A 19,941-nucleotide genomic window follows, 5' to 3' on the forward strand; every position below is an offset into this window, starting at 1 on the left:
GTAATCGCACCCTGGAAAAGATCCGAAAATCCAGACGGCACAAGGCTGTCAAAATGGAGAGTTGCTCGGATGGAATCGATTCGATCGGATCGTTCCTCTCAAAGTTCTATAACATTACAGAAGGAGCATTGGTATCGTGACGAGCAAAGTGAACCCCGGAAATCGGCGTGTATTTATTTGTGGTTCTGCTCTGCGTGGACAGCCCGACCACCAAAATCTACAGGGAGCAGAATTTGTTCGATCGGCTGCAACTCAACCGCGCTATCGGTTGCACGTGGCGGGAGAAGATTGGCATCCAGCGATTTACGAAACTGAGTCGGGTGGGATCTCAATTCCGGGTGAGGTGTACGAAATGACACAAGAACAGTTCGATTATCTCGCTGCTAATGAGCCACCCAATATGTATCCGGTTGAGGTGCATTTGGACAATGACGAAACCGCAACTGCGTTCTTGTATCCCAAGGCACTGATTGACGAGTACAATTTGCCCGACATTTCTAATACTTATGGAGGTTGGGCAGCTTACAAAGCGAGAGTTGCCACTGTTTAATTTTCTTTTAGTAACTCATGATGACTCAGGCGTTCGAGAATCGATTGTGTCTCACTCTGAATGGCGATCGCATTACGCTCAAAAATGTGTCGCCTTCGATGACTCTCCTTCAATATCTCCAGCAATCTAGACGGACTGGAACCAAAGAAGGCTGCGGAGATGGGGATTGTGGAGCTTGTACGGTTGCGATCGTCTCTCGTGATCCAGGAGGCAATCCAACGTATCAAGCGGTGAATAGCTGTTTGATTCCGATGGGCGCGATCGCGGGTCGGGAAATCGTCACCGTCGAAGGAATTGCGAATGGGAAGCTTCATCCGGTTCAAGCCGCAATGGTAGAAACGGGTGGATCTCAATGCGGTTACTGTACGCCCGGATTCATCATGAGTTTGTTTGCAGATTACTACACAGGCAAAGTTGATGATTACACTGTCGAAGGAAATCTATGTCGCTGTACAGGCTACATTCCAATTCGACGAGCCGCCCAAATGGTTACGGGTGCTGAACCTTCCGATCATTTCTCAGAACGATTAAAGCAAGCAGAATTAGATCTCAGTTCAGTTACTTACTCGAATCAGGAACAGCAATTTTATCGCCCAACCCAACTATCAGAAGCGTTGGAACTATTGCAGCAACATCCAGAAGCAACCTTGGTCGCGGGCGCAACTGATTTGGGTTTGGAAATGAGCCATCACAGGCAGACCTTTCCAATTTTGATTTCGTTGGAAGGTGTGGCGGAACTTCGACAAATTGAACAAACCAACGATCGAGTAACAATCGGTGCTGCTGTTCCGCTCCATACTATTGAAACGAACTTACACGGCATTTTTCCAAATCTCGATGAAATGCTACATTGGTTCGCTGCTAAACAAGTGAGAAATCGAGCCACGATCGGCGGAAATATCGGAACGGCTTCACCGATTGGTGATCTTCCTCCGGTGTTGTTGTCATTGGATGCGGAACTATCGATCGCGCATTTGACCGGAACCAGAACAATCCCATTAATTGATTTCTTCAAAGGCTATCGTCAAACCGATCTCAATCCTGGCGAAATCATTGTTTCAGTGACAATCTCAAAGGATATTGCTGAAGGTGCTGCCAAACGCTTGAGTCAGTCTTACAAGATTGGAAAACGTGGAACAGATGACATTAGCATTGTGGCTGCATCGTTTGTGATTGATCTGGATGCAAATAACACGATTGTTCATGCACGATTGGGATATGGCGGAGTTGCAGCAACACCTGTAAGAGCGATCGACATTGAAAACACTTTGATCGGTCAATCTTGGACAATTGAAACGGTTCAACGAATTAAACCGCTTTTAAGAGAAGCCTTTACACCGTTAACTGACCTGCGCGGCAGTGCTGACTATCGAAAGCTATTAGTTGCAAATCTATTTGAGAAATTCTTTGTAGAAATGGAGGGCGAATCATGAGTGTCGGTAAACGTCGATCGCACGAAAGCGCAGAACTCCACGTGACTGGAAAAGCCATCTACACCGATGAGCAGCGTTTACCTGCGGGAATGCTTTCTGTTTATCCGGTAATGGTTCCTTGTGCCAAAGCAAAGATTCACAAAATTGATTGTTCTGAAGCTTCAGAAGTTGATGGATTTGTCACAGTTATCACTGCTGATGATGTTCCAGGTTTAAACAATACAGGCGTGATTGTTCATGATGAGATTTTATTACCCACTGAGGAGATTAGCTATTGGGGGCAAGCAGTTGTCTGGACAGTAGGCGAAACCGAGGATGCAGCGCGGGAAGCAGCTTCTAAAGTGAAAGTGGACTATGAACCGCTTGAGCCGATATTGAGTATTAAAGATGCGATCGCAAAAGATAGCTTCCATTCCAAGCTACCTACAATTAAACGCGGTGATATTCAAAGCGCTCTATCGTCCTCTGCTTTTACTCTCAGCGGCGAAGTTTCAATGAATGGTCAAGACCATTTTTATCTTGAAACGCAAGCGACTTGGGTGATTCCAGATGGCGAAGGGAACTATCAAGTTTATTCTTCAACTCAGCACCCGACCGAAACTCAAATCATTGTTGCTCAGGCGTTAGGATTGCCCTCAAATCGAGTGATTGTCACTTGTATTCGGATGGGTGGCGGATTTGGTGGAAAGGAATCACAAGCGAATCCTTATGCCTCGATCGCAGCAATTACGGCTCACAAAACAGGTCGTCCGGTGCGGGTGAAATTAAAGCGATCGCACGATATGACCTTAACCGGAAAGCGTCATGGTTTCCTTGGAACTTACCAAGTTGGATTTTCTGAGACTGGAAAAATTACTGCGCTTGATGTGGATCTCTATTCCGATGGAGGCTGGAGCTTAGATTTATCGCCACCTGTCTTGTTGCGAGCAATGTTGCACGTTGACAATGCTTACTATATTCCAAACTTAGAAGTTAGAGGCGCGATCGCAAATACAAACAAAGTCTCGAACACGGCTTTTCGAGGGTTCGGTGGACCTCAAGGCATGGTCGTGATCGAAGATATTGTTGATCGGATTGCTCGTACATTGAATCTTGCACCCGAAATTGTTCGAGAACGGAATTTTTACTATGGTTCTGGCGAAACCAACACAACGCACTACGGACAAGAGATTTTTGAGAATCGGATTGAACGAGTTTGGACAGAAGCTCAAGAGCGATCGAGCTTTTCAGAACGGAAATTAGCGATCGCTGAGTTCAATCAATCTCACCGCTACAAAAAACGTGGACTTGCTATCACTCCAGTAAAATTCGGGATTTCCTTCAATAAAACTCAATACAATCAAGCGGGCGCACTCGTTCACATCTACACCGATGGCAGCATTCAACTAAACCACGGTGGCACTGAGATGGGACAAGGCTTGCACACTAAAATGCTACAAGTCGCAGCGATAACATTGGGAGTGAACATCGATCGGATTCGGATGATGCACACTAGCACCGATAAAGTTCCGAATACTTCTGCAACTGCGGCTTCTAGTGGGGCAGATCTCAATGGTCAAGCAGTGAAAAATGCTTGTGAAACCTTGAAAGCTCGAATTGCGATCGTAGCGGCTCAATTACTCGAACTTGATACTCCAAACGATTTAGTATTCGAGGATGATTGGATCTATTGCAGAACTTACCCCAGTGCTCGGATCGAATTCGATGAAGCGGTGAGACAAGCTTACGGCTATCGAGTTTCGCTATCTGCAACGGGTTACTACCGAACACCGAATTTATCTTGGGATGCTGAAACTGGAAAAGGTAGACCATTCTACTATTTTGCGTATGGTGCAGCCGTGAGCGAAGTTGAAGTTGATGGTTTGACAGGAATGTTCAAACTGCGACAGGTTGATATCGTGCATGATGTTGGGGAATCTCTAAATCCATTGGTCGATCGAGGTCAGATCGAAGGCGGTTTTGTTCAAGGAATGGGCTGGCTCACAATGGAAGAATTGGTCTGGGATGCTCAAGGACGACTCCGAACGGATGCACCGAGTACTTACAAGATTCCGACGATTTGCGAAGTCCCTGAAGCCTTTAATGTTCATCTGCTACAACGTGCGGCACAAGATGGCGTGATTTACGGCAGTAAAGCTGTAGGAGAACCGCCGTTTATGTTGGCATTGTCGGTTCGGGAAGCCATTCGATCCGCGATCGCATCTTTCGGTCAGGTGGATTCTGTGCCGCTCCCCTCTCCTGCAACTCCTGAAACGATTCTTTGGGCGATCGAGCAAATCCGAGCAACTTCGGCTCAACCTCAACTGAGTCAAGTTCATTAGAGTCCGATCTTGCGTTTGATCGATCGTACATAGCTCCGAAAAGAATTAGGTGCAAATCCATGTTTGTAGAGCTTCCTGAACTGCTCAAGTTTGTTCTCATTGAACGCTGCTAGTAAGTTTGGGAAGTTGCCTTGCAGAATGTGATGATACATGACTGTGTAGCTTTCATCTTCATTGTGTAGGTTCAGATAGTTCGAGTCGTCGATCGCTAAAAGAATCGGAAATGTCGATCGCAGAAAATCAAAAAAATCTGGGATCGAGGTTCGCTGGAACGCATTCAGACACCAATGATTCAATTCCAGAACAATGATTGGCTGATAGGTTGAGAGTGTTTCTGTTGCTCCTCGAAGCACTTGTCCTTCAAATCCTTCCACATCAATTTTGATGAAATCTATCTTGGATAAATTCAGCGATCGAACTATTTCATCAAGCGGACGAATCGTAATCGTTTCAGTCACATGACCTGCATTAATTTGAGTTTGATTTGAGACGAAACCACCCGATCGATTTGCAGGTGAAAATGTCAAAGTAAACTCACCCGGTTCGGCTCCAAGCCCAATGTTTTGCAGCGAAATATTCTTCAGTCCTGACTGTAAAACATTCTGTTCAAGAAAGTGAAAAGTCGTTTGAGAAGGTTCAAAAGCGTAAACCCGCTTCGATAGTTCACCAAACAGTAATGCAGTACAGCCAATATTTGCACCGATATCTAGAATCACTTCACTATCAGTTGCAAGTGTTTTGAATAGCTGCACCATTTTTGGTTCAAAACGGTTTTTAAGCTGCTTCACATAGTTGTCATCAGAGCAAATCGTATATGTTCTGCCTCCAATTTCTACGATCGATTGTGTGATAATAGTTCCCATCTTCTTCCGCGCTAATAATTCTGTAATAGCGTATCATCTGCGCCCTTTACGCGGATTGAAAAATTGCATCACACCTGACACGAGCGATCGCTGTGGAGCGCGTTCACCTCGATTGCGAGTTTCTAAAGCAAAAATGCGATCGCTCATCACTGCCATTTGTTCGGCTTGATTCGCTAATTGTTGCGCCTGAGATGCGATCGTGGTTTCGTGGTCTTTTAGGTTCTTTGTAAGAATCGCGACTAGCTCCATTAATCGAACTGCTTGACGGTCTTCGGATGCAACTAAATCTGGCACTTCTTCTGCAATAAATCCGGCACGAGGTTGTTGTTTTTCATCTTCTCGACGCACAAATTTAACTGGATTCAATCCTCTAAGCAGTGATGTAGCTTCTTCGCTCGTGAGATCCACAATGTTATCTTTGTTTGCGCTTGAAGATGAAACTTGGGCATCGTTGTGGAGCACTTTGCCATCGACTTTAATATCTCCGGTGATGTGCAGTTTTGCTTCAGGTGTCGTTGTTCCAATACCAACATTGCCAGATTGTAAAACAGTGATCTGAGCAGTCTTGTTTGTTTGAAATGACAGCATTTTTGGACTGTTTAGAATGCCAGATGCGATCGTAATCGATTGATCAAAGTGATAGCCGCTTGTATTCGTTTGAAACTCAGTTTGATCATCAGTTTGTACTTCAAAAAAGCGATCGCTATGACTTAATCGTAGAATTGCAGGACTATCCGAAGCGATATGAAGCCTAGTCGTAGGTGTTTCCGTTCCAATACCAACATTGCCATTGTTCTGCAACACAGTGATTTGATTGTTCCCTGCGGTTTGTAGCTTCAAATCCTGAGTGCTATTGATGATCCCAGATTCAACATTGATAGATTTATCAAAATGGTAGCTTTGACAGTTTGTTTGAAACTTTGCTTGCTCTAGAGTACTGAATGCAAAAAAGCGATCGTTGTTACTGAGCCGAAGTGTCTGTCCTGTGGTTGTCGCAATGTGTAATTTTGCTTCTGGTCGATCAATTCCGATGCCAACATTGCCGTTTGCACCGAGAACAGTCATACGATTGAGGCTGGCAGTTTGGAATAAGAGATTTTGTCCAGCGATCGCATTAATGCTTCCTGTCGAAAGTCGAATGTCTTCATCGAACTGATAACCGTTTGTATTGGTGACAAAATGGATCAGATTATCGTCTTGAATGCTTGTATTGATGAAGCGATCGCCGCAACTCAATTGTAGAATTTGAGGCTGTTTAGAAGCGACTTGGAGCTTAAATTGGGGATTCGTCACACCAATGCCAACATTCCCGGTTGCTTTGAGAATTGCAACTTGAGATTGATCATTGGTTTGCAACAATAAATCGGTTGAACTATTGAGCTTTCCTGATTTGAGTGTGACCGTTTCGCTGTTTAGGCTTTTAGTGGTTAAGGATTGATCAACTGTGAGAGAATCTGCGATCGCTAATGAGCCAGTAATTTCTCCACCCGTTTTTGGTAAACAATTTGCGAGTGATGGTAGAGAATTGCGATCGTCTTTAACTTCCAGCTTTTCGTCTGCATAACTGAGCAATGCAAGACGCGCATAAGCATGATTGATACCATCAATTTGTTGGGGAAGCGGTTGGCGAAAATCGTCTCGTAACCATTCAATATCATTCGTAATCGTTCGCGCTGGAATTAGCCAATAATCGCCAGTATTATAGTCTGAATTCTCATCAAACCGAATCTCAATGCCTTCCTCGCCTAGCGGAATCCACTTGTCTTTTGCAGTTAGAATCTCAGCCGTCGAAGTGGTGTGATCCCATCGTCGCACTTTTGGCTTCTGAGCTTTCGGAAACTGAGTAAGATTGACACGATCGCGATCTTTTGCTTTTTGAAAGACTAACTTTGTGCCCGAAGTTGCTGCTGTCAGCCTCACCAGTGTTCCTGGGATACGATTAAGGTCGCGCACTTCATCCGTAATCTCAACCCATTGATTCGGTGCAAACAACTGTGATGCGTCGCGATGGGATTGAGCGATCGTCATTGTATTCGCGATCGTATCGTCCATCATCTCGATCGCAGCCACGATCGCGCCATTGTCTCGTGACCATTTGAAGGTTGCTTGCCCTGCTTTACCGGGTGAATGAATTTCGATGCGATAAAGCTGATTTTCGAGCCGTTTTAAGCTTGAACTGGTGTTTGTTGCTTGTGCAGTTAATAGAGCAGTTCTCGGTTTGAGAAACGTCTGCCATTGTTGATCTAGATCAGTGTTAGGCGCTAATTCTAATAGCTTGACTTGCCAAACTGTTTTCGTTCGAGTGGTAGTATCTGGAAGACTGAGGGCAGATTCGCGGATGGTTGGATCTTCGATCGCGGTAATGTGTCGCTGCCAAACATCGAGATAAGCAAGATACCGCTTTCCTAATGTGAGTGTTTGATTAGATTTTGGATAGTCTGGCTGTGTGTTGAGCGTTAAAATTCGTCGAAGTATTCCCGTCGCTGGAAATGGTTTAGGTGGAGCAGTAAATGGCTCTAATGTTTGGGGATCGAGAGTAATGGTAAAACCAGTGCTACGGGAAGTCGGATCAACAGTTAAGATCTTCACGCGATAGATTGGTTCAACTTGATCGAACTCTGGATCAAATAGTTCGATCCATTGATTTGCTTCCAGATTGCGCCCATCTAATAATAGTGTTTTAACTTCGATTTCAGTTCGATCGAGTCCTGGAGTAACTTTCTGTGTAAACGTCAAAGTGCTTCCTGGCTCTAACTCACAGAGAATCCCATCGACATAGATGCGACCGGGAGTAATCGTGAGATCTTTGCCCTTATCGATCGCATTCAGTTGAAAGCTTAATTCAGTACTACGATCGGCTAAAGGCACACCCGCGACACCGAGCATATCTCGCGCTTGCATTTGCAATAAATGTCGTTGAATATCAATTTGCTCATTCCAATCGGCATCAAGTTGTAAGCGTCCTTGCTGCATTCGGACACTGCTGTAATGTTTTTCGCGTCGAAATGTCGATCGAGTAAAATCACCTTTCATCGTCAATCTCCTCAAGTTATATAAAACGGGTTAACTTCTAAACCAAATCGCAGATATTCAGTGAGACTCGTTTGCAGGTTTGCTTTGCGTTGAGGCTGCTTCAGACTGTTGAAACATCCAATTTCGGCACTATCTTCAGCACCCACACAAATTTCATTTGCACAAGTTAAACTCAGTTGAGCATAACCCGGATCGCCATATTGTCTTGAGGTAAAACTCGGCTGTAGTTGATTGAGCAAAAGTTGCTTTGCTTCTGCGTTGTTAAATCCAGTTTGGCTCGAAGTCCAATTTTCTCCATTGTTCTGCGATCGCCAAATCATTCCTCCTGCTGTCCCCACAAAAATCTGTCCTTGAGCATTGATAGTTAGTGCTGTAATGTTCCGAGCAGGTAAGCGAGTTGTTGCCCAAGTTTGTCCCCCATTTTGAGAGTGAATGAGTCCTCCGCTAGTAGTTCCCGCAAAGATAGAACCATTCGGATGAATTGCGATCTCGCTAATGTTGCGCTGATTCACTGGAAGCTGTACAAAGACCCAACTTTCTCCATTGTTGATCGAGTAGAAAATGCCGCTATCTTTGGTAAACACTCCAGTCGTTCCAGCAAAAATCTTACCTTTGGAATCGATCGCTAATGCTGTAATCGTTTGATTCGTGAGATTGATATTGAGCGGTTTTCTCCAGCTTTGAGCATTGTCCTGTGAGTAGTAGATTCCACTTCCAGCCGTTCCCACGAAAATCCAACCTGTTAGGGGATGAACTGCGATCGTATTCATTGTCCAAATGGCTTGCTCTAATCCAGTTTGGGAAGCTGTCCAATCCCACGATCGAAACACTCGCCCGCCCAAGGTTGCCGCGAAAAGCTGTCCATCTTTCGCAATGATGTGATTGATCGTTGGTGCATTAATACTAATATTTCGAGTTACAACCTCGCTCCGAAGCTGAATCAAAGGCTTCCAATTTTCGCCATTGTCGGAGGTAGAGAAAATATAGCCTTCGGTTGTTCCTGCGTAAACTTGCTGAGCATCAATCACGATCGTTTGAATCGGTAGATTGAGCAATCCGGTGTTTGCCTCTTGCCAAGATTCGCCAGCATTTGTCGATCGCCAAATCTTCCCAGTTGCAGTTCCCGCAAACAAAGTATCATCATTGCTTGTCAGTGCAGTAACTCTAGAGGGAAGTCGATCCAAAGATTCCAGTACTTGATCGGGTTGGCAACGATACCGACGCGGTGTTCGAGATTCATCAGGAACATAGCAAAATCGTAAGCTTCCGACCTGTTGCCGCCAAACAGCTACATGCTCTGTGAACAGTGTATTAGTTGCTTCAAGACTTAGGACTGTGGTGCTACCCAAAACCGTTGTATTCTTGCAGAAAACCGGACTGCTCAAGGCTTCGATTTTATTTTCGATGATGCTATCTGCGATCGACAATTGCGCGATCGCGGCATCGATTTGAATTGCCCCACAAATACTATGATCGAGAGTAATTTCTAGCTGTTCATTATCCTCTGTGTCTACCGTGTAAGTTGCGAGAATATCACCAGCTTTCAGAGAACGACACGATCGCCAGCAATCCATTACCAGATGCCGAACCCGCTGAATTCCATGCTGAATCAATTGAGCTAGAATCTGACTCGAAGTTCTCTGACTATTGAGATTGATCGTGATTAGCTCTCGAATGAGATAGACATAGTACATTACAAAAGCAATCATTGACCATTCTGAAAACTCTGAATCAATCACTGGTTTTGGTACAGATTGAACGACAAGACGACCTAAGTTTGGAACCAATGTACAGTGAGTTAATTCAAAGTGTTTGAGGCTTCCAGGCAGAATCGTAATATTCCCTTCAATTAACAATCCTTCTAATGTAAATTCTCCAGAGCCGTGAACTTTGAGATTGCCCTGTAGATGAGAGCGAAACCCATTTGCAGCAATGATTTCTAAGCGCTTCTCTGAAGGGACTTGAACTTCTAAATTTTGAGTGTTGTAAGAGGCACTATCTTGAATCTCGATTCTGCCGATTTCAGCCTCTTCAGCAACCGCTCCAAATCGCCATCCAGAACGCGCTTCATAAGCTAAGAAGAGCACTACTGTTTGTCCTCGATAGTTCCGCAGATCAAAGTTCTCTTGGCTTGGAATGGTTAGAGATCGACCTTGAGCATCGATCGCAGTTCCCGCCCTGATCGATACTTGTGGAGTAGCAGTCTTAGTTTGAGCATTAACCTCTAACCCTTGCAAAATGCCAGGATTGAAGCGCGATCGCAGATTAACATCGGGCAAATCATACACTCGTCCCTGTGAATCCAGTGTAATTCGTGCAAGTGCGATCGCAGTTTTTCCTGGAGAAGTTCCAGCAACCATAATCGACCACTCTGAGGACTGATAGATCAAGTAAATCGTCACCGTTGAAGACGGATAACCTCTTAACGGAATTCGTTGATTGATTGGAACAGAAATCGTTTCTCCTTGTATCCCAATCGCGACTCCAGGAGTTACGATCGCTCGATTTTGACCTGGATAAGCGATCACAGACAAGCCCCATACAATGCCCGATTTGAAGTTCGGACGCATATCATTGTCTGTACTAGCGATTGATTGTTTAGGAGAACCAGGCAGTTGAACTAACCGGATAAATCGCTCACTCGGATAGTGATGTTCTTCAGATTTTTGAACCCAATCTAGTTTCCATTGTTGTCCTCGTTGTTTGCCAAGTTCAAGACATCGAGAGAGAACTAATAGCATTGTTCGATCGCGCTCTGGAGTGAATGCGATCGCGTCTTGAACTTGCACATCGATTAACTGTCCTGCCCCATTGACTGCTAAGCCTGGTTGAATCAGTAAACCATCTGAATCTTGGTTGAGTTCAACTTTCAAACCATAGATAATTCCAGGCTGAAAATTAAGCCGTTGTGCGGTCGAATGGCTGATCATTTGTCCATTACCATTCACAGAGACTAATGCAAGACGGATATAGATTTGAGGAGAGTGACGATCTGCGATCGCGGCAGAAATGACTTCGATCCGACTTCCCGAATTACTACAAACTGCAACTACGAACATAGTTTGATCTTTGTACTGATCGAGCAGAATTGTAAAGGGTTGCTCTAGTTGAATCAATCGTCCTTGAGTGTCGATCGCGCTTCCACGATTTACAATGATTGCCCCTGTACCTGGAGTTGCTAAAACCTCTAAACCCGTCACAATTCCAGGTTTAAAGAACTCTCTTACAGATTCCAAAGCAAGTCTAGGTAAGGATGGAACTTGCAATTTTGCTAGTGGAATGTAAGTATAATCTCGACAAGCTTGCCAAGCTTCGATTGTTTCATGCCATTGCGCGATCGCACTTTGCAAACTATCTTTGACTTGCCAAACGATCGTCTTAGTATTCGTTTCTACTCTCGGTCGATTGTACGAACCCCCACCAATATCAGCACTAAACCCATAGGAATAGCTCACTTCTACTCGTTTCGGTCGCGGACGATTCAATACAATAAACCGTCCTAATTCTGGATCGACTGCCACTTCATAACTAATCCTCGAATCATCACTCGGCAATGTCCAGTTCGGAACTTTCCAGGCTGATAAATCTGTGATCAAAATCTGCTCAGGTTGCAACGCTTCAGTTTGACCATCTAGAAAGATTTCAAATACAGGTGCAATTCCAAAGTAGCCGCCACCCATGTTTTTCGAGGTTCGTCGCTGTTGAATTTCGTTAAACAATGCGGCTCGATTGAGTCGATCGGGAACATGTAGCGCGATCGTCGGTTCTGTTGCGATCGATTTTGTTTGCGGTTGATTAAAGAGCGGCGCATCATAACCTAATGGATTGAATGTATATCGGTTTGAAGACAGTCCGATCGCTCTTGCGCTTACTCTGGTCAAAGGATAGCTCTGTAGTCGCCAGAGAAACAGTCCGATTGTTCCTAAGCTATATCGTCCATTGCGAATTTCAGTTGTAAATGCACCTTGTTCAAACGGTGAGCTTAACTGTTCGAGTTGCTGACTTCGCCGCAGGTCAACCGTATTAGAAACAGGTTCGGTAGCGATCGACAATCCTGAACTATGCCCTAATAAATTCACAGATTCGACGGCTCTTCCATACCAACCGCTGATGTCGATCGCTAATTGCTCAAGAACCGTTGTCGTTCCTTTTTGCCGTCGATAGCTAATCGTATTGGCGATAAATGCTCGTCGTTCTTGCCCTTGTCGCAAGCTCCGACTGTAGAGGGTTTGAGCATCTAGCAACTCTCCAATATAAGGCACAACCCAATCTTCACAAGTTTCGATAAACCAAGCTTCGTATAATCGATCGAGATCTGTTTCGACAATCTGAAGTTCTCGTTCTAACAATGCCAGCAACGCCCGCAAGGATTCGCCCTGGAGCGCGTCATAGCTCTGATAGATACCAGGTAGAAGATGATAGAGCCGTTCTGAGAGTTGAATCATACTTGAATCCTGAGCTTAGCGGTATGAAGGAGAAGCAATTGAGCAGGCGTGAATTGACACTCTGGACTCCAACGAGCTAACGAAGCCGTGAGAGATGGTTCTAAGGTTTTCGGTCGATCGACGCGATACAAGGCATCTAAATCAACTGAAATCACACTGTCGATCGATTGAATCAGCGCAATGATTTCTGCCGCAGTCGCGCTCTGCCCAAAGGCTCGATTGTTAAACGAAAACGTGTCTCGTAACTGTGTTGCAATTGTGGTTTGAACTTGTTTTGCTAGATAACGGGAATCAATCAGCACAGTTGCCTCAACATGAAATTCAATTCGTTCATAAGAAGTAATGATCGGTGGCGACTGGTAGGGATCGCGTCTTTGCTCGATCGCGTCTACTAAGCTTTGATAAAACGCGGATTGGTCTGAAATCTCTGCTCCTTCGCTACCTGCGATCGATAAATGAATTACTTTACTCTGTGCCGACCAAAGCGAAACGCCCTGAGCTTTCCCAATTCCTGGAAAGGTACGAGTGAAGTCTTCAAAATCGCGAACTGAGACAATTCGATCCAAGGTACGGATTGTTAGAGGAGCGCGATCGCGAATTTGATCACGAGGTTCAGGATTCGCTCCCCCTGTGGCAGGAACGGGATTGTTGACACCTTGAATGCCTAATGTTCTGGTTTTCAATAAGCTCAATTTATTAGGCGCAACATTCCCGCTTAGTCCAAGTCCACTCCGATAAGTTGCAATCACATTGTCAATTCCACTCGGCAATCTTGCACCTGTGATGCCGTCTCCGAATGTGATGTAAGTTGCGCCTTCATCTGTAGTTCGCACAATGTAAGCCTGCTCGTCTGGGCTGAGCTTGTAAAGTGCAGGAACTTCATGCCACAGAAGATTATTGACTCGGATTTCTAAGGAATTTGGAGTGAGCGGCGGTTTTCGCAGCACGAATGTTTGATTTGAAATGTTTCCATCTCCACTGCCTAAAACCTCGATCGTATCTGCGATCGTTTCTCCATGAGTAGCGGCGACCACATTTGCGTGAATTGCAACAGTGCTCGGATCATAACAATGCTTTAACGGTTGTTGAAACTCGATCACGGGAATTGATTGATCAATCGGTGCAGCGAGCAATGTTGTAAGTTCACTGATCGATTCATCTTCAGCGATCGCAGATTGTATTGTTACTTCCTCTGTGGTCGTGATCAGACTTCCTGGGAAACCTTCAGCATTTCGCAATCGCCATTCCACTGTATTCGTATCAAAAGTAGGTCTGCTCAGGACTTGCAAGGAATTGCCCGGACGAATTCGAGTGTAAGATTGTTGATCCTCACTCAGCAAAATTCCAAGACCACCTACTAGGTAATCCGCTCCTACTCTAGAAGGCGGCAGAATTGCTCGAATAGAAGTGTTTGTTAATCCAGAATTGTTGCTAATCCAGCTTTCACCTCGATCGAGTGAGTGGAACAATCCATGCGAAGCAGTCCCAACAATTAAGATTGGAATTGTATAGGTTCTGCTTTCAGTTGAGCTAAATTCGCGATCGATAGTAAATTCGACGATGTAATCTTGAGTTTGAGGATCAGTTGCAACCTTTTGAGGATCAGTCGTAACCGTTCGAGTTTGCTGATCGATAACAATCGATGCTCCTTTTCTAAAATTGAGCGATTCAGAGGACTTGAGTTGAACTCTGATTGTTGTTCCATATTGATCAAGTTCACCCACTCCTGGATGATGATAGGCAACTAATGTCGTAATCTGATAGCTTGCTAAGTCCTGACTTGCTGACTTCCAGTGGTTTCCACCATCGCTCGATCGCCAAATTCCGCCGCCTGCTGTTCCAGCAAAAATCATTATCGGGAGAGTCGGTTGCTCATCGATCGCTAAAGTGGTCACGTTCAAGTTACCTAGCCCAGTACTCAGTGTAAATGGTGTTCCTTCAGGCAAACCAGGCGACTCAAATGGATTGTCGATCGTTAATCTAGTATTCGGCTGCAAATCATCAACTGCCTGAATCGTGCGGGTTTGTCCCATTGCAATGATCAAATCATTTCGTTTTAGCTGCTCACTAAATTGAGTTCCAATTCCTGAAACGATCGTGTCGGTACTTGCGATCGCACCAATCCCTGATCTGCCCGAATAACCAACCCAATCCCAAGTTTCACCTTCATTGCTCGATCGCCAAACGCCATGTGCCACAGTTCCCGCAAACAGAACGCCTTGACTATCTGTGATTAATGCTTGTACTTGGACTGCTAATAAATCTCGATCGATAGCTGTCCAGTTCGCTCCTCGATCGACGGAGCGAAACACGCTTTTTTCTGTTGCAACAAAGAGATTGTCACTGGCGATACTATATGCGATCGCGCGAATCTCTTTGAAAGTGCCCATCTTATCCCAATTCTTGCCCTGATTAATCGATCGAAATAACCCAGAGTCAGTGCCCGCAAATATCATTTCTGAAACTGTACAGAGCGATCGGACTTCGAGTGTTGCAGCGATACCAGAATCAGGCTGATAGAGTGTATTGATTGGTTTCCAATGTCCTTCAGATCGTTGGAACAATCCTTGCTCAGTTCCAGCAAAGTAATTGTTTTCGCTGGTCACTGTTAAGGATAAAACACCCAGATTGGTTAAACCTAAATTGTCGTAGAACCAGCGATCGCTTTCTTGTTGAAACACTCCACCGACTTGATTGATCTGAATTCGTGGAAGCTTTCCAGAAACAATCACATGCTGCCCCGCTTGTAGTCCAGGTACAAATTGCTCTAGATACACGGATTGCGCTCCAATCGGGTCTTGGAACTGTTGCAAAACTGATCCTCGATTCACGCTCAATTCTGCAACTGTGAGTAATTCACTTTGAGCTAAAACAGTCGTTGTACGGGGTGGAAGCCGATCGAGCACTGTCTTGGCTGTAATGCGGCTCACAGGTGCTTCTAGCGTAAAACCTTTTGCGATCGCAGTATTCACATTCTCGATTCGCACTGCTTGGAACTGTTCCTGATTCAAGCAAACTAGCCAACTCTTCGGCAGAATTTGTGGATAGACTGCATCTAAATCCAACTCATTCTCTGGGGTTTGCGAATAAGACCAATCAGTTTCTACAAATCCAGCAAATCGAGTGCCAGCAATTAAGCGATTTTGCAAGACGGTTAAAGCTGTGATCGCAGTTTTGATGGCATTTGGATCAATTTCTGCCCCATCTTGTGTATTAAAAACTTTGCCGCTTGTCGTGGCAGCAAACAACGTATTATTTGCGATCGCAAATGCGCTAATACTTTCATCGATCGCGATTGGTTCCCAAGTTTCGGCGCTATTACTCGATCGATAAACACCATTCTTTGTTCCAGCAAATAGATAAGCTGTCTCACCTACTGTAATGGTTGCAAGACTGGTAATGCTTTGATCAAGACTTCCCGTTTCCCAAGTTGCTCCCTGATCATTCGATAGAAAGATACCCTGATCCGTTCCAGCATAAATCACAGTTCCAATCGAGAGTAATGCTCGAACTGAAGCCGTTCGCAAACCTTGAGCAGACCAGTTTTGCCCATCATCTTCAGAGCGAAATATGCCGTCATCCGTTCCTACAAAGAGATAGTTCTGTCTGGTTGTTTCTACTGTGAATTGATACGCTAGAATTGATCGAACGACTGTATTAGGAATGCTCGTATTGATTGTTTCTAAGCGATTTGCATCATTCGGTTGAACGCTAATACTACCTGTTCCGATCGCTGTCCAAGTCTCACCATTATCTTTCGATCGAAACACTCCCCCCGATGGACTTCCCGCAAACACTGAACCAGCATGATAGTACAGAACTGTAATGGACAAATTTGACAATCCAATGATTGCAGATTGCCAGGAAACACCATTGTTTGTCGATCGATAAATTCCCCGACTGCCCGTTCCCGCAAACAAAGCTGTCTCCGAAGCCGTTAAGCTCCAAATATCGATCGTGGGCAATCCGCTGCTAATTCCCGTCCATTGTTCTGTGTTCGATAGTTGAAAACAACCGCCCTGCATGGTTCCATAAGTCTGCTTCACTTCATCGGGCAGTGTTTCCCACTTTGGTGCAATGTTCCCAAACAATCCGATCCGCTGCCGAAACGCAAATAACTGAGGACGAAGTGGCGAGCCTTCACCCAAGTTTTGAGCTTCCCAAGTGATTCGAGTTTGCTGCTGGTCTGTGACTAATTCAACTGCGGTTAATTTCAGTAAATATTGATAGTCTGGGGCATCGGCATCACTCAGTAAGAGTCGATCGCCAATTTGTAACTGTAAATTTAAGCCTTGTAAATAGAGTTGATTCGTTTCCGGTGTGATCGTTTGCGATCGCGATTTTCGAGGTGTTAAAGCATTCCATTCGGCTCGTGCAATGAATGTTTCACTTGTCTCAAAGATCTGTGATTGTTCATTCTCACCCGGAATACTCGCGATCGCAGTTCCTTTCTCAACTGTGACGATTTTGGGAGCATTCAGCGTCGTCTCAACTGTAAAAACAAGATAAGTACTCGCAGCCGCTCCCGGATCTAATTCTGCGCCGATTGTTCGAGCTAGTTCCAACAACGATCGACGTTCAATTGCAGTTCGCCAAAATCCCTCATTGGCAATTCGCTCCTGATAGAACGTCAGCACATCGATTACCATTGCCCAAGCATCAATCAGCGCGATCGACAAATCATCTCGATCGCGTGTTTTCAATGCCGCTAATGTTGTCCCGTCTGGAATCAGCGGAACATACAACGACTCTAAAATTCTTTGTCTTGCAGTCGTATAATTGCTAATTCGATACGTCAACGCAGACAATCCAGGCGGATTCCGAGTAGTCAAGGATGAATCATTCATACGCTAATCCTCCCTGCATTTCAAACACGATCCTGCCGTCTTCTGGAGCGCTAGGATCACTTCTTAGCAACGGAATCTCTAATCGATCGAACAACAGTTTCCCAAGCTCTAATTCTCCCTGTGGAGGCTGCCAAAGCCGTTGAAATCGGCTTACTTCCACAGATGCGACTCCAGCAACTTGCATCGCCGCTTGTACAATTTCACTCAAATAAATCGGCTGAGCGAACGTGTGTAAAGTCGGATGGAAAAAGCCTAATTGCCCATTGCTTTGAATCCGATCGCTAAATGTTTCTTGCAGCAATGATTGTACCGATCGACGAAAATAATCAGGTTTAACTTGAACCATCAATGCAAAATCCAACGGCACAAAGCGCGGATTATCAATCTCTAAAATGTGTGCAGCTAATCGAAACGGCTCCAAATAAGCAAGTAACCGCTCCCGAAATTCAGCATCAATGAACTGTCCATTTGCTCGATCGACGGTGATAAAAATCGTGTCCCAACTGCCTGTCCAGCGCCGAGTTGCCACGGCTCTTTGCACTCCTGGAAACTGTTGAGCAAAGTCCGCATAATCCGCTTCTGTCACTGCACATCGACGCTCTCGAAACGCTTGAGGTGCTTGAAACCGCACTTGATCTAAAGGTTCTGGCTCAACACCTCCCGTTGCAGGTAGAGGATTACGAACTTTGATCACACCTTCAGGCTGAGCATAAAGATGTGCGATCGCTTCCGCTCCGACATTCCCCGCGATGCCGTTCCCAATCCGATAAGTTGCCTCGAACTGTGTTCCCGGTAAGGGTTTTCGCCCTAATTGATCATCTCCAAACCGCAATTGTGCCTGTCCATCTTCTTCCATCTCAACCACAAAATCTCGCGCAAATCGATCGCTAGCTAATAGATCGATTCGCGGCTGCCAACGATAGCCTGTTTTCAATTCTTTGAGTCGAATACTCGGCTGTAAATCTCGCAGTGCAACATGCTGCAATAACTCTGTTGCACTGAGGTTCTCTGGAATGCTCGGAGAACAATAAGTCAAAGATTCCTGTTGTAGCTTCGGACTATATCTTTGATTGCTAAGAACTTCTGCTAATCGTTCTGGTGGTAGTGTTTGACCATGATCGACTAAAACAACATTGCCCCGTACAACGCTAATATTCTCGATCGCAGTTTCATCGACAAGCTCATTCACCCAAACTTCAAACGGTAACGCATCGACGATCGACCATTCAATCTCAATCAAATGTTGTGGCTGTGTGACTAATGCGATCGCGCCTTCTTGTCCTAGAGGATCAACGATCGCACGAATACGAGTAATTCGCACTGCATGACGACGAACGGGATCAGCATCTTCTCGCTTTCCGGTTGTTCTGCCGCGAACTTGCTCAATAATTAAAACTGCTCCAGGTTGCAATTGTTGTTTAAGCTGTCCTCCGGTATCTTTCAAAGTCGCTTGGGTTGCACCTTTTGGTAAGCTGTACTGCAATGCTCCCCAGGCGTAAATTTCAATCTCATTCTGAGCCGAGTAAACGGTTAAATCGTGCATTACCTCGAAAAATTGCGCTCCAGATTCCAAGGCGGCAGTGTATAGCTTCTCAGGTTCAGAAGACGTGCTATTGACTCGTGTGAAGAACAAGGCTCCCGATCGATTCAGCGCGATCGAGGCTCCTAAAAAAACGGTTCCATCTAATTCGGGTTTAACCTCGATCGCAATCCAAGTTCGAGCATTCCGACCATTGTGGACGTAGTAATCTAACAATCGAGCATGGCGACGCACAGAGAGCCGTTTTCGTGCAGTTCCCAAATATGCCTCAGTTGCAACCGCATCTTGGTAATAGCTCAAATAATCTGCTGCATAAGCTAACAATTCCACCAGCATCATTCCGAGGTCGGCGGGATTGCGCTCGTCCCAGTTTGGAGTCGTGATTCTTAAGCGATTCAGCATCAATTCTCGAAAGCTAGAATAGTCTTTTGCCAGATAGTCGATTCCAGGTGATGTATCAGGAATGGTTTGATCGATCGCACTTTCTATCTCTGCGACAGCATCGGCTCGAAACACAAATTCAACCTGAGCAAGCTGTGAATCAAATCCTGGTGGAGGCTGAGTCGGATTGCTCGAATCAACTAGCCGTAATGTATAGACAGAAAGATCTCCAGGCGTATCGACTCGGATTGTTAACAGATTGTCGATCGCAGTTGCAAATTCGGCTTGTATCGATCGGAGTCTTGTGCCTCCTTCGATCAAAATATTGTCCGCTGTTAAAGCTGGAACGCCCGCAGGAGTCGCATATTGAGTCCCTGGTAAATCATGGATGAAGTACAGATTTAATGTGCGCTGACCATTTGCCACCTCAAGATAATCGATCCCATTGAGAATCGATCGTCCATCTGCCCCTTTCGTATTCCGAACGGCATTCCGTCGTTGAGCATTTTGATCAGCTTGTTTCAGCAT

Annotated in this window: 8 protein-coding genes; 3 read left to right on the forward strand and 5 right to left on the reverse strand. The window is 45.2% G+C overall.

What is annotated here, in order from left to right; translation table 11 throughout:
- Window positions 1–136: 136 nt before the first annotated feature.
- The 3 genes from ACQ4M5_RS18640 to xdhB are packed head-to-tail and all read left to right on the forward strand — an operon-like array spanning window position 137 to window position 4,304.
- Window positions 137–550 (forward strand): gamma-glutamylcyclotransferase family protein, encoded by a 414-nt coding sequence (locus ACQ4M5_RS18640; protein WP_430677166.1) that lies wholly within the window; start codon window positions 137–139, stop codon window positions 548–550.
- Window positions 551–567: 17 nt separating this feature from the next.
- The gene (gene xdhA / locus ACQ4M5_RS18645) at window positions 568–1,983 is read left to right on the forward strand and encodes a xanthine dehydrogenase small subunit (RefSeq protein ID WP_430677167.1); all 1,416 of its coding nucleotides are present in this window, start codon (window positions 568–570) and stop codon (window positions 1,981–1,983) included.
- On the forward strand, window positions 1,980–4,304 hold the full coding sequence (gene xdhB / locus ACQ4M5_RS18650; RefSeq protein ID WP_430677168.1) for a xanthine dehydrogenase molybdopterin binding subunit: 2,325 nt from the start codon (window positions 1,980–1,982) through the stop codon (window positions 4,302–4,304). The genes xdhA and xdhB overlap by 4 nt, the downstream gene beginning before the upstream one ends.
- Here xdhB and ACQ4M5_RS18655 read toward each other — a convergent pair.
- From ACQ4M5_RS18655 to ACQ4M5_RS18675, 5 genes are read right to left on the reverse strand one after another with little or no spacing between them, the layout of a single operon-like run.
- The gene (locus ACQ4M5_RS18655) at window positions 4,301–5,167 is read right to left on the reverse strand and encodes an FkbM family methyltransferase (protein ID WP_430677169.1); all 867 of its coding nucleotides are present in this window, start codon (window positions 5,165–5,167) and stop codon (window positions 4,301–4,303) included. The two genes, xdhB and ACQ4M5_RS18655, sit on opposite strands and share 4 nt — an antisense overlap.
- A 33-nt stretch (window positions 5,168–5,200) precedes the next feature.
- Window positions 5,201–8,200, reverse strand: a complete 3,000-nt coding sequence (locus ACQ4M5_RS18660; RefSeq protein WP_430677170.1) for a DUF6519 domain-containing protein — start codon at window positions 8,198–8,200, stop codon at window positions 5,201–5,203.
- A gap of 11 nt (window positions 8,201–8,211) precedes the next feature.
- Window positions 8,212–12,645: a WD40/YVTN/BNR-like repeat-containing protein gene (locus tag ACQ4M5_RS18665; RefSeq protein ID WP_430677171.1), complete on the reverse strand. Its 4,434-nt coding sequence runs from the start codon at window positions 12,643–12,645 to the stop codon at window positions 8,212–8,214.
- A complete protein-coding gene (locus ACQ4M5_RS18670; RefSeq protein ID WP_430677172.1) occupies window positions 12,642–17,492 on the reverse strand; it encodes a putative baseplate assembly protein in 4,851 nt (1,616 codons plus the stop codon). The genes ACQ4M5_RS18665 and ACQ4M5_RS18670 overlap by 4 nt, the downstream gene beginning before the upstream one ends.
- Window positions 17,485–19,941, reverse strand: coding sequence for a putative baseplate assembly protein (locus ACQ4M5_RS18675; RefSeq protein WP_430677173.1), 2,457 nt, complete (start codon window positions 19,939–19,941; stop codon window positions 17,485–17,487). The genes ACQ4M5_RS18670 and ACQ4M5_RS18675 overlap by 8 nt, the downstream gene beginning before the upstream one ends.

It is taken from the genome of Leptolyngbya sp. AN10 (assembly GCF_050565645.1).
Lineage (GTDB): Bacteria > Cyanobacteriota > Cyanobacteriia > Leptolyngbyales > Leptolyngbyaceae > Leptolyngbya.

Coding starts and splice junctions, on each gene's coding strand:
- xdhA (WP_430677167.1), top strand. CDS start 568: ATGATGACTCAGGCGTTCGAGAATCGATTGTGTCTCACTCTGAATGGC.
- xdhB (WP_430677168.1), top strand. CDS start 1,980: ATGAGTGTCGGTAAACGTCGATCGCACGAAAGCGCAGAACTCCACGTG.
- ACQ4M5_RS18655 (WP_430677169.1), bottom strand. CDS start 5,167: ATGGGAACTATTATCACACAATCGATCGTAGAAATTGGAGGCAGAACA.
- ACQ4M5_RS18660 (WP_430677170.1), bottom strand. CDS start 8,200: ATGAAAGGTGATTTTACTCGATCGACATTTCGACGCGAAAAACATTAC.
- ACQ4M5_RS18665 (WP_430677171.1), bottom strand. CDS start 12,645: ATGATTCAACTCTCAGAACGGCTCTATCATCTTCTACCTGGTATCTAT.
- ACQ4M5_RS18670 (WP_430677172.1), bottom strand. CDS start 17,492: ATGAATGATTCATCCTTGACTACTCGGAATCCGCCTGGATTGTCTGCG.
- ACQ4M5_RS18675 (WP_430677173.1), bottom strand. CDS start 19,941: ATGCTGAAACAAGCTGATCAAAATGCTCAACGACGGAATGCCGTTCGG.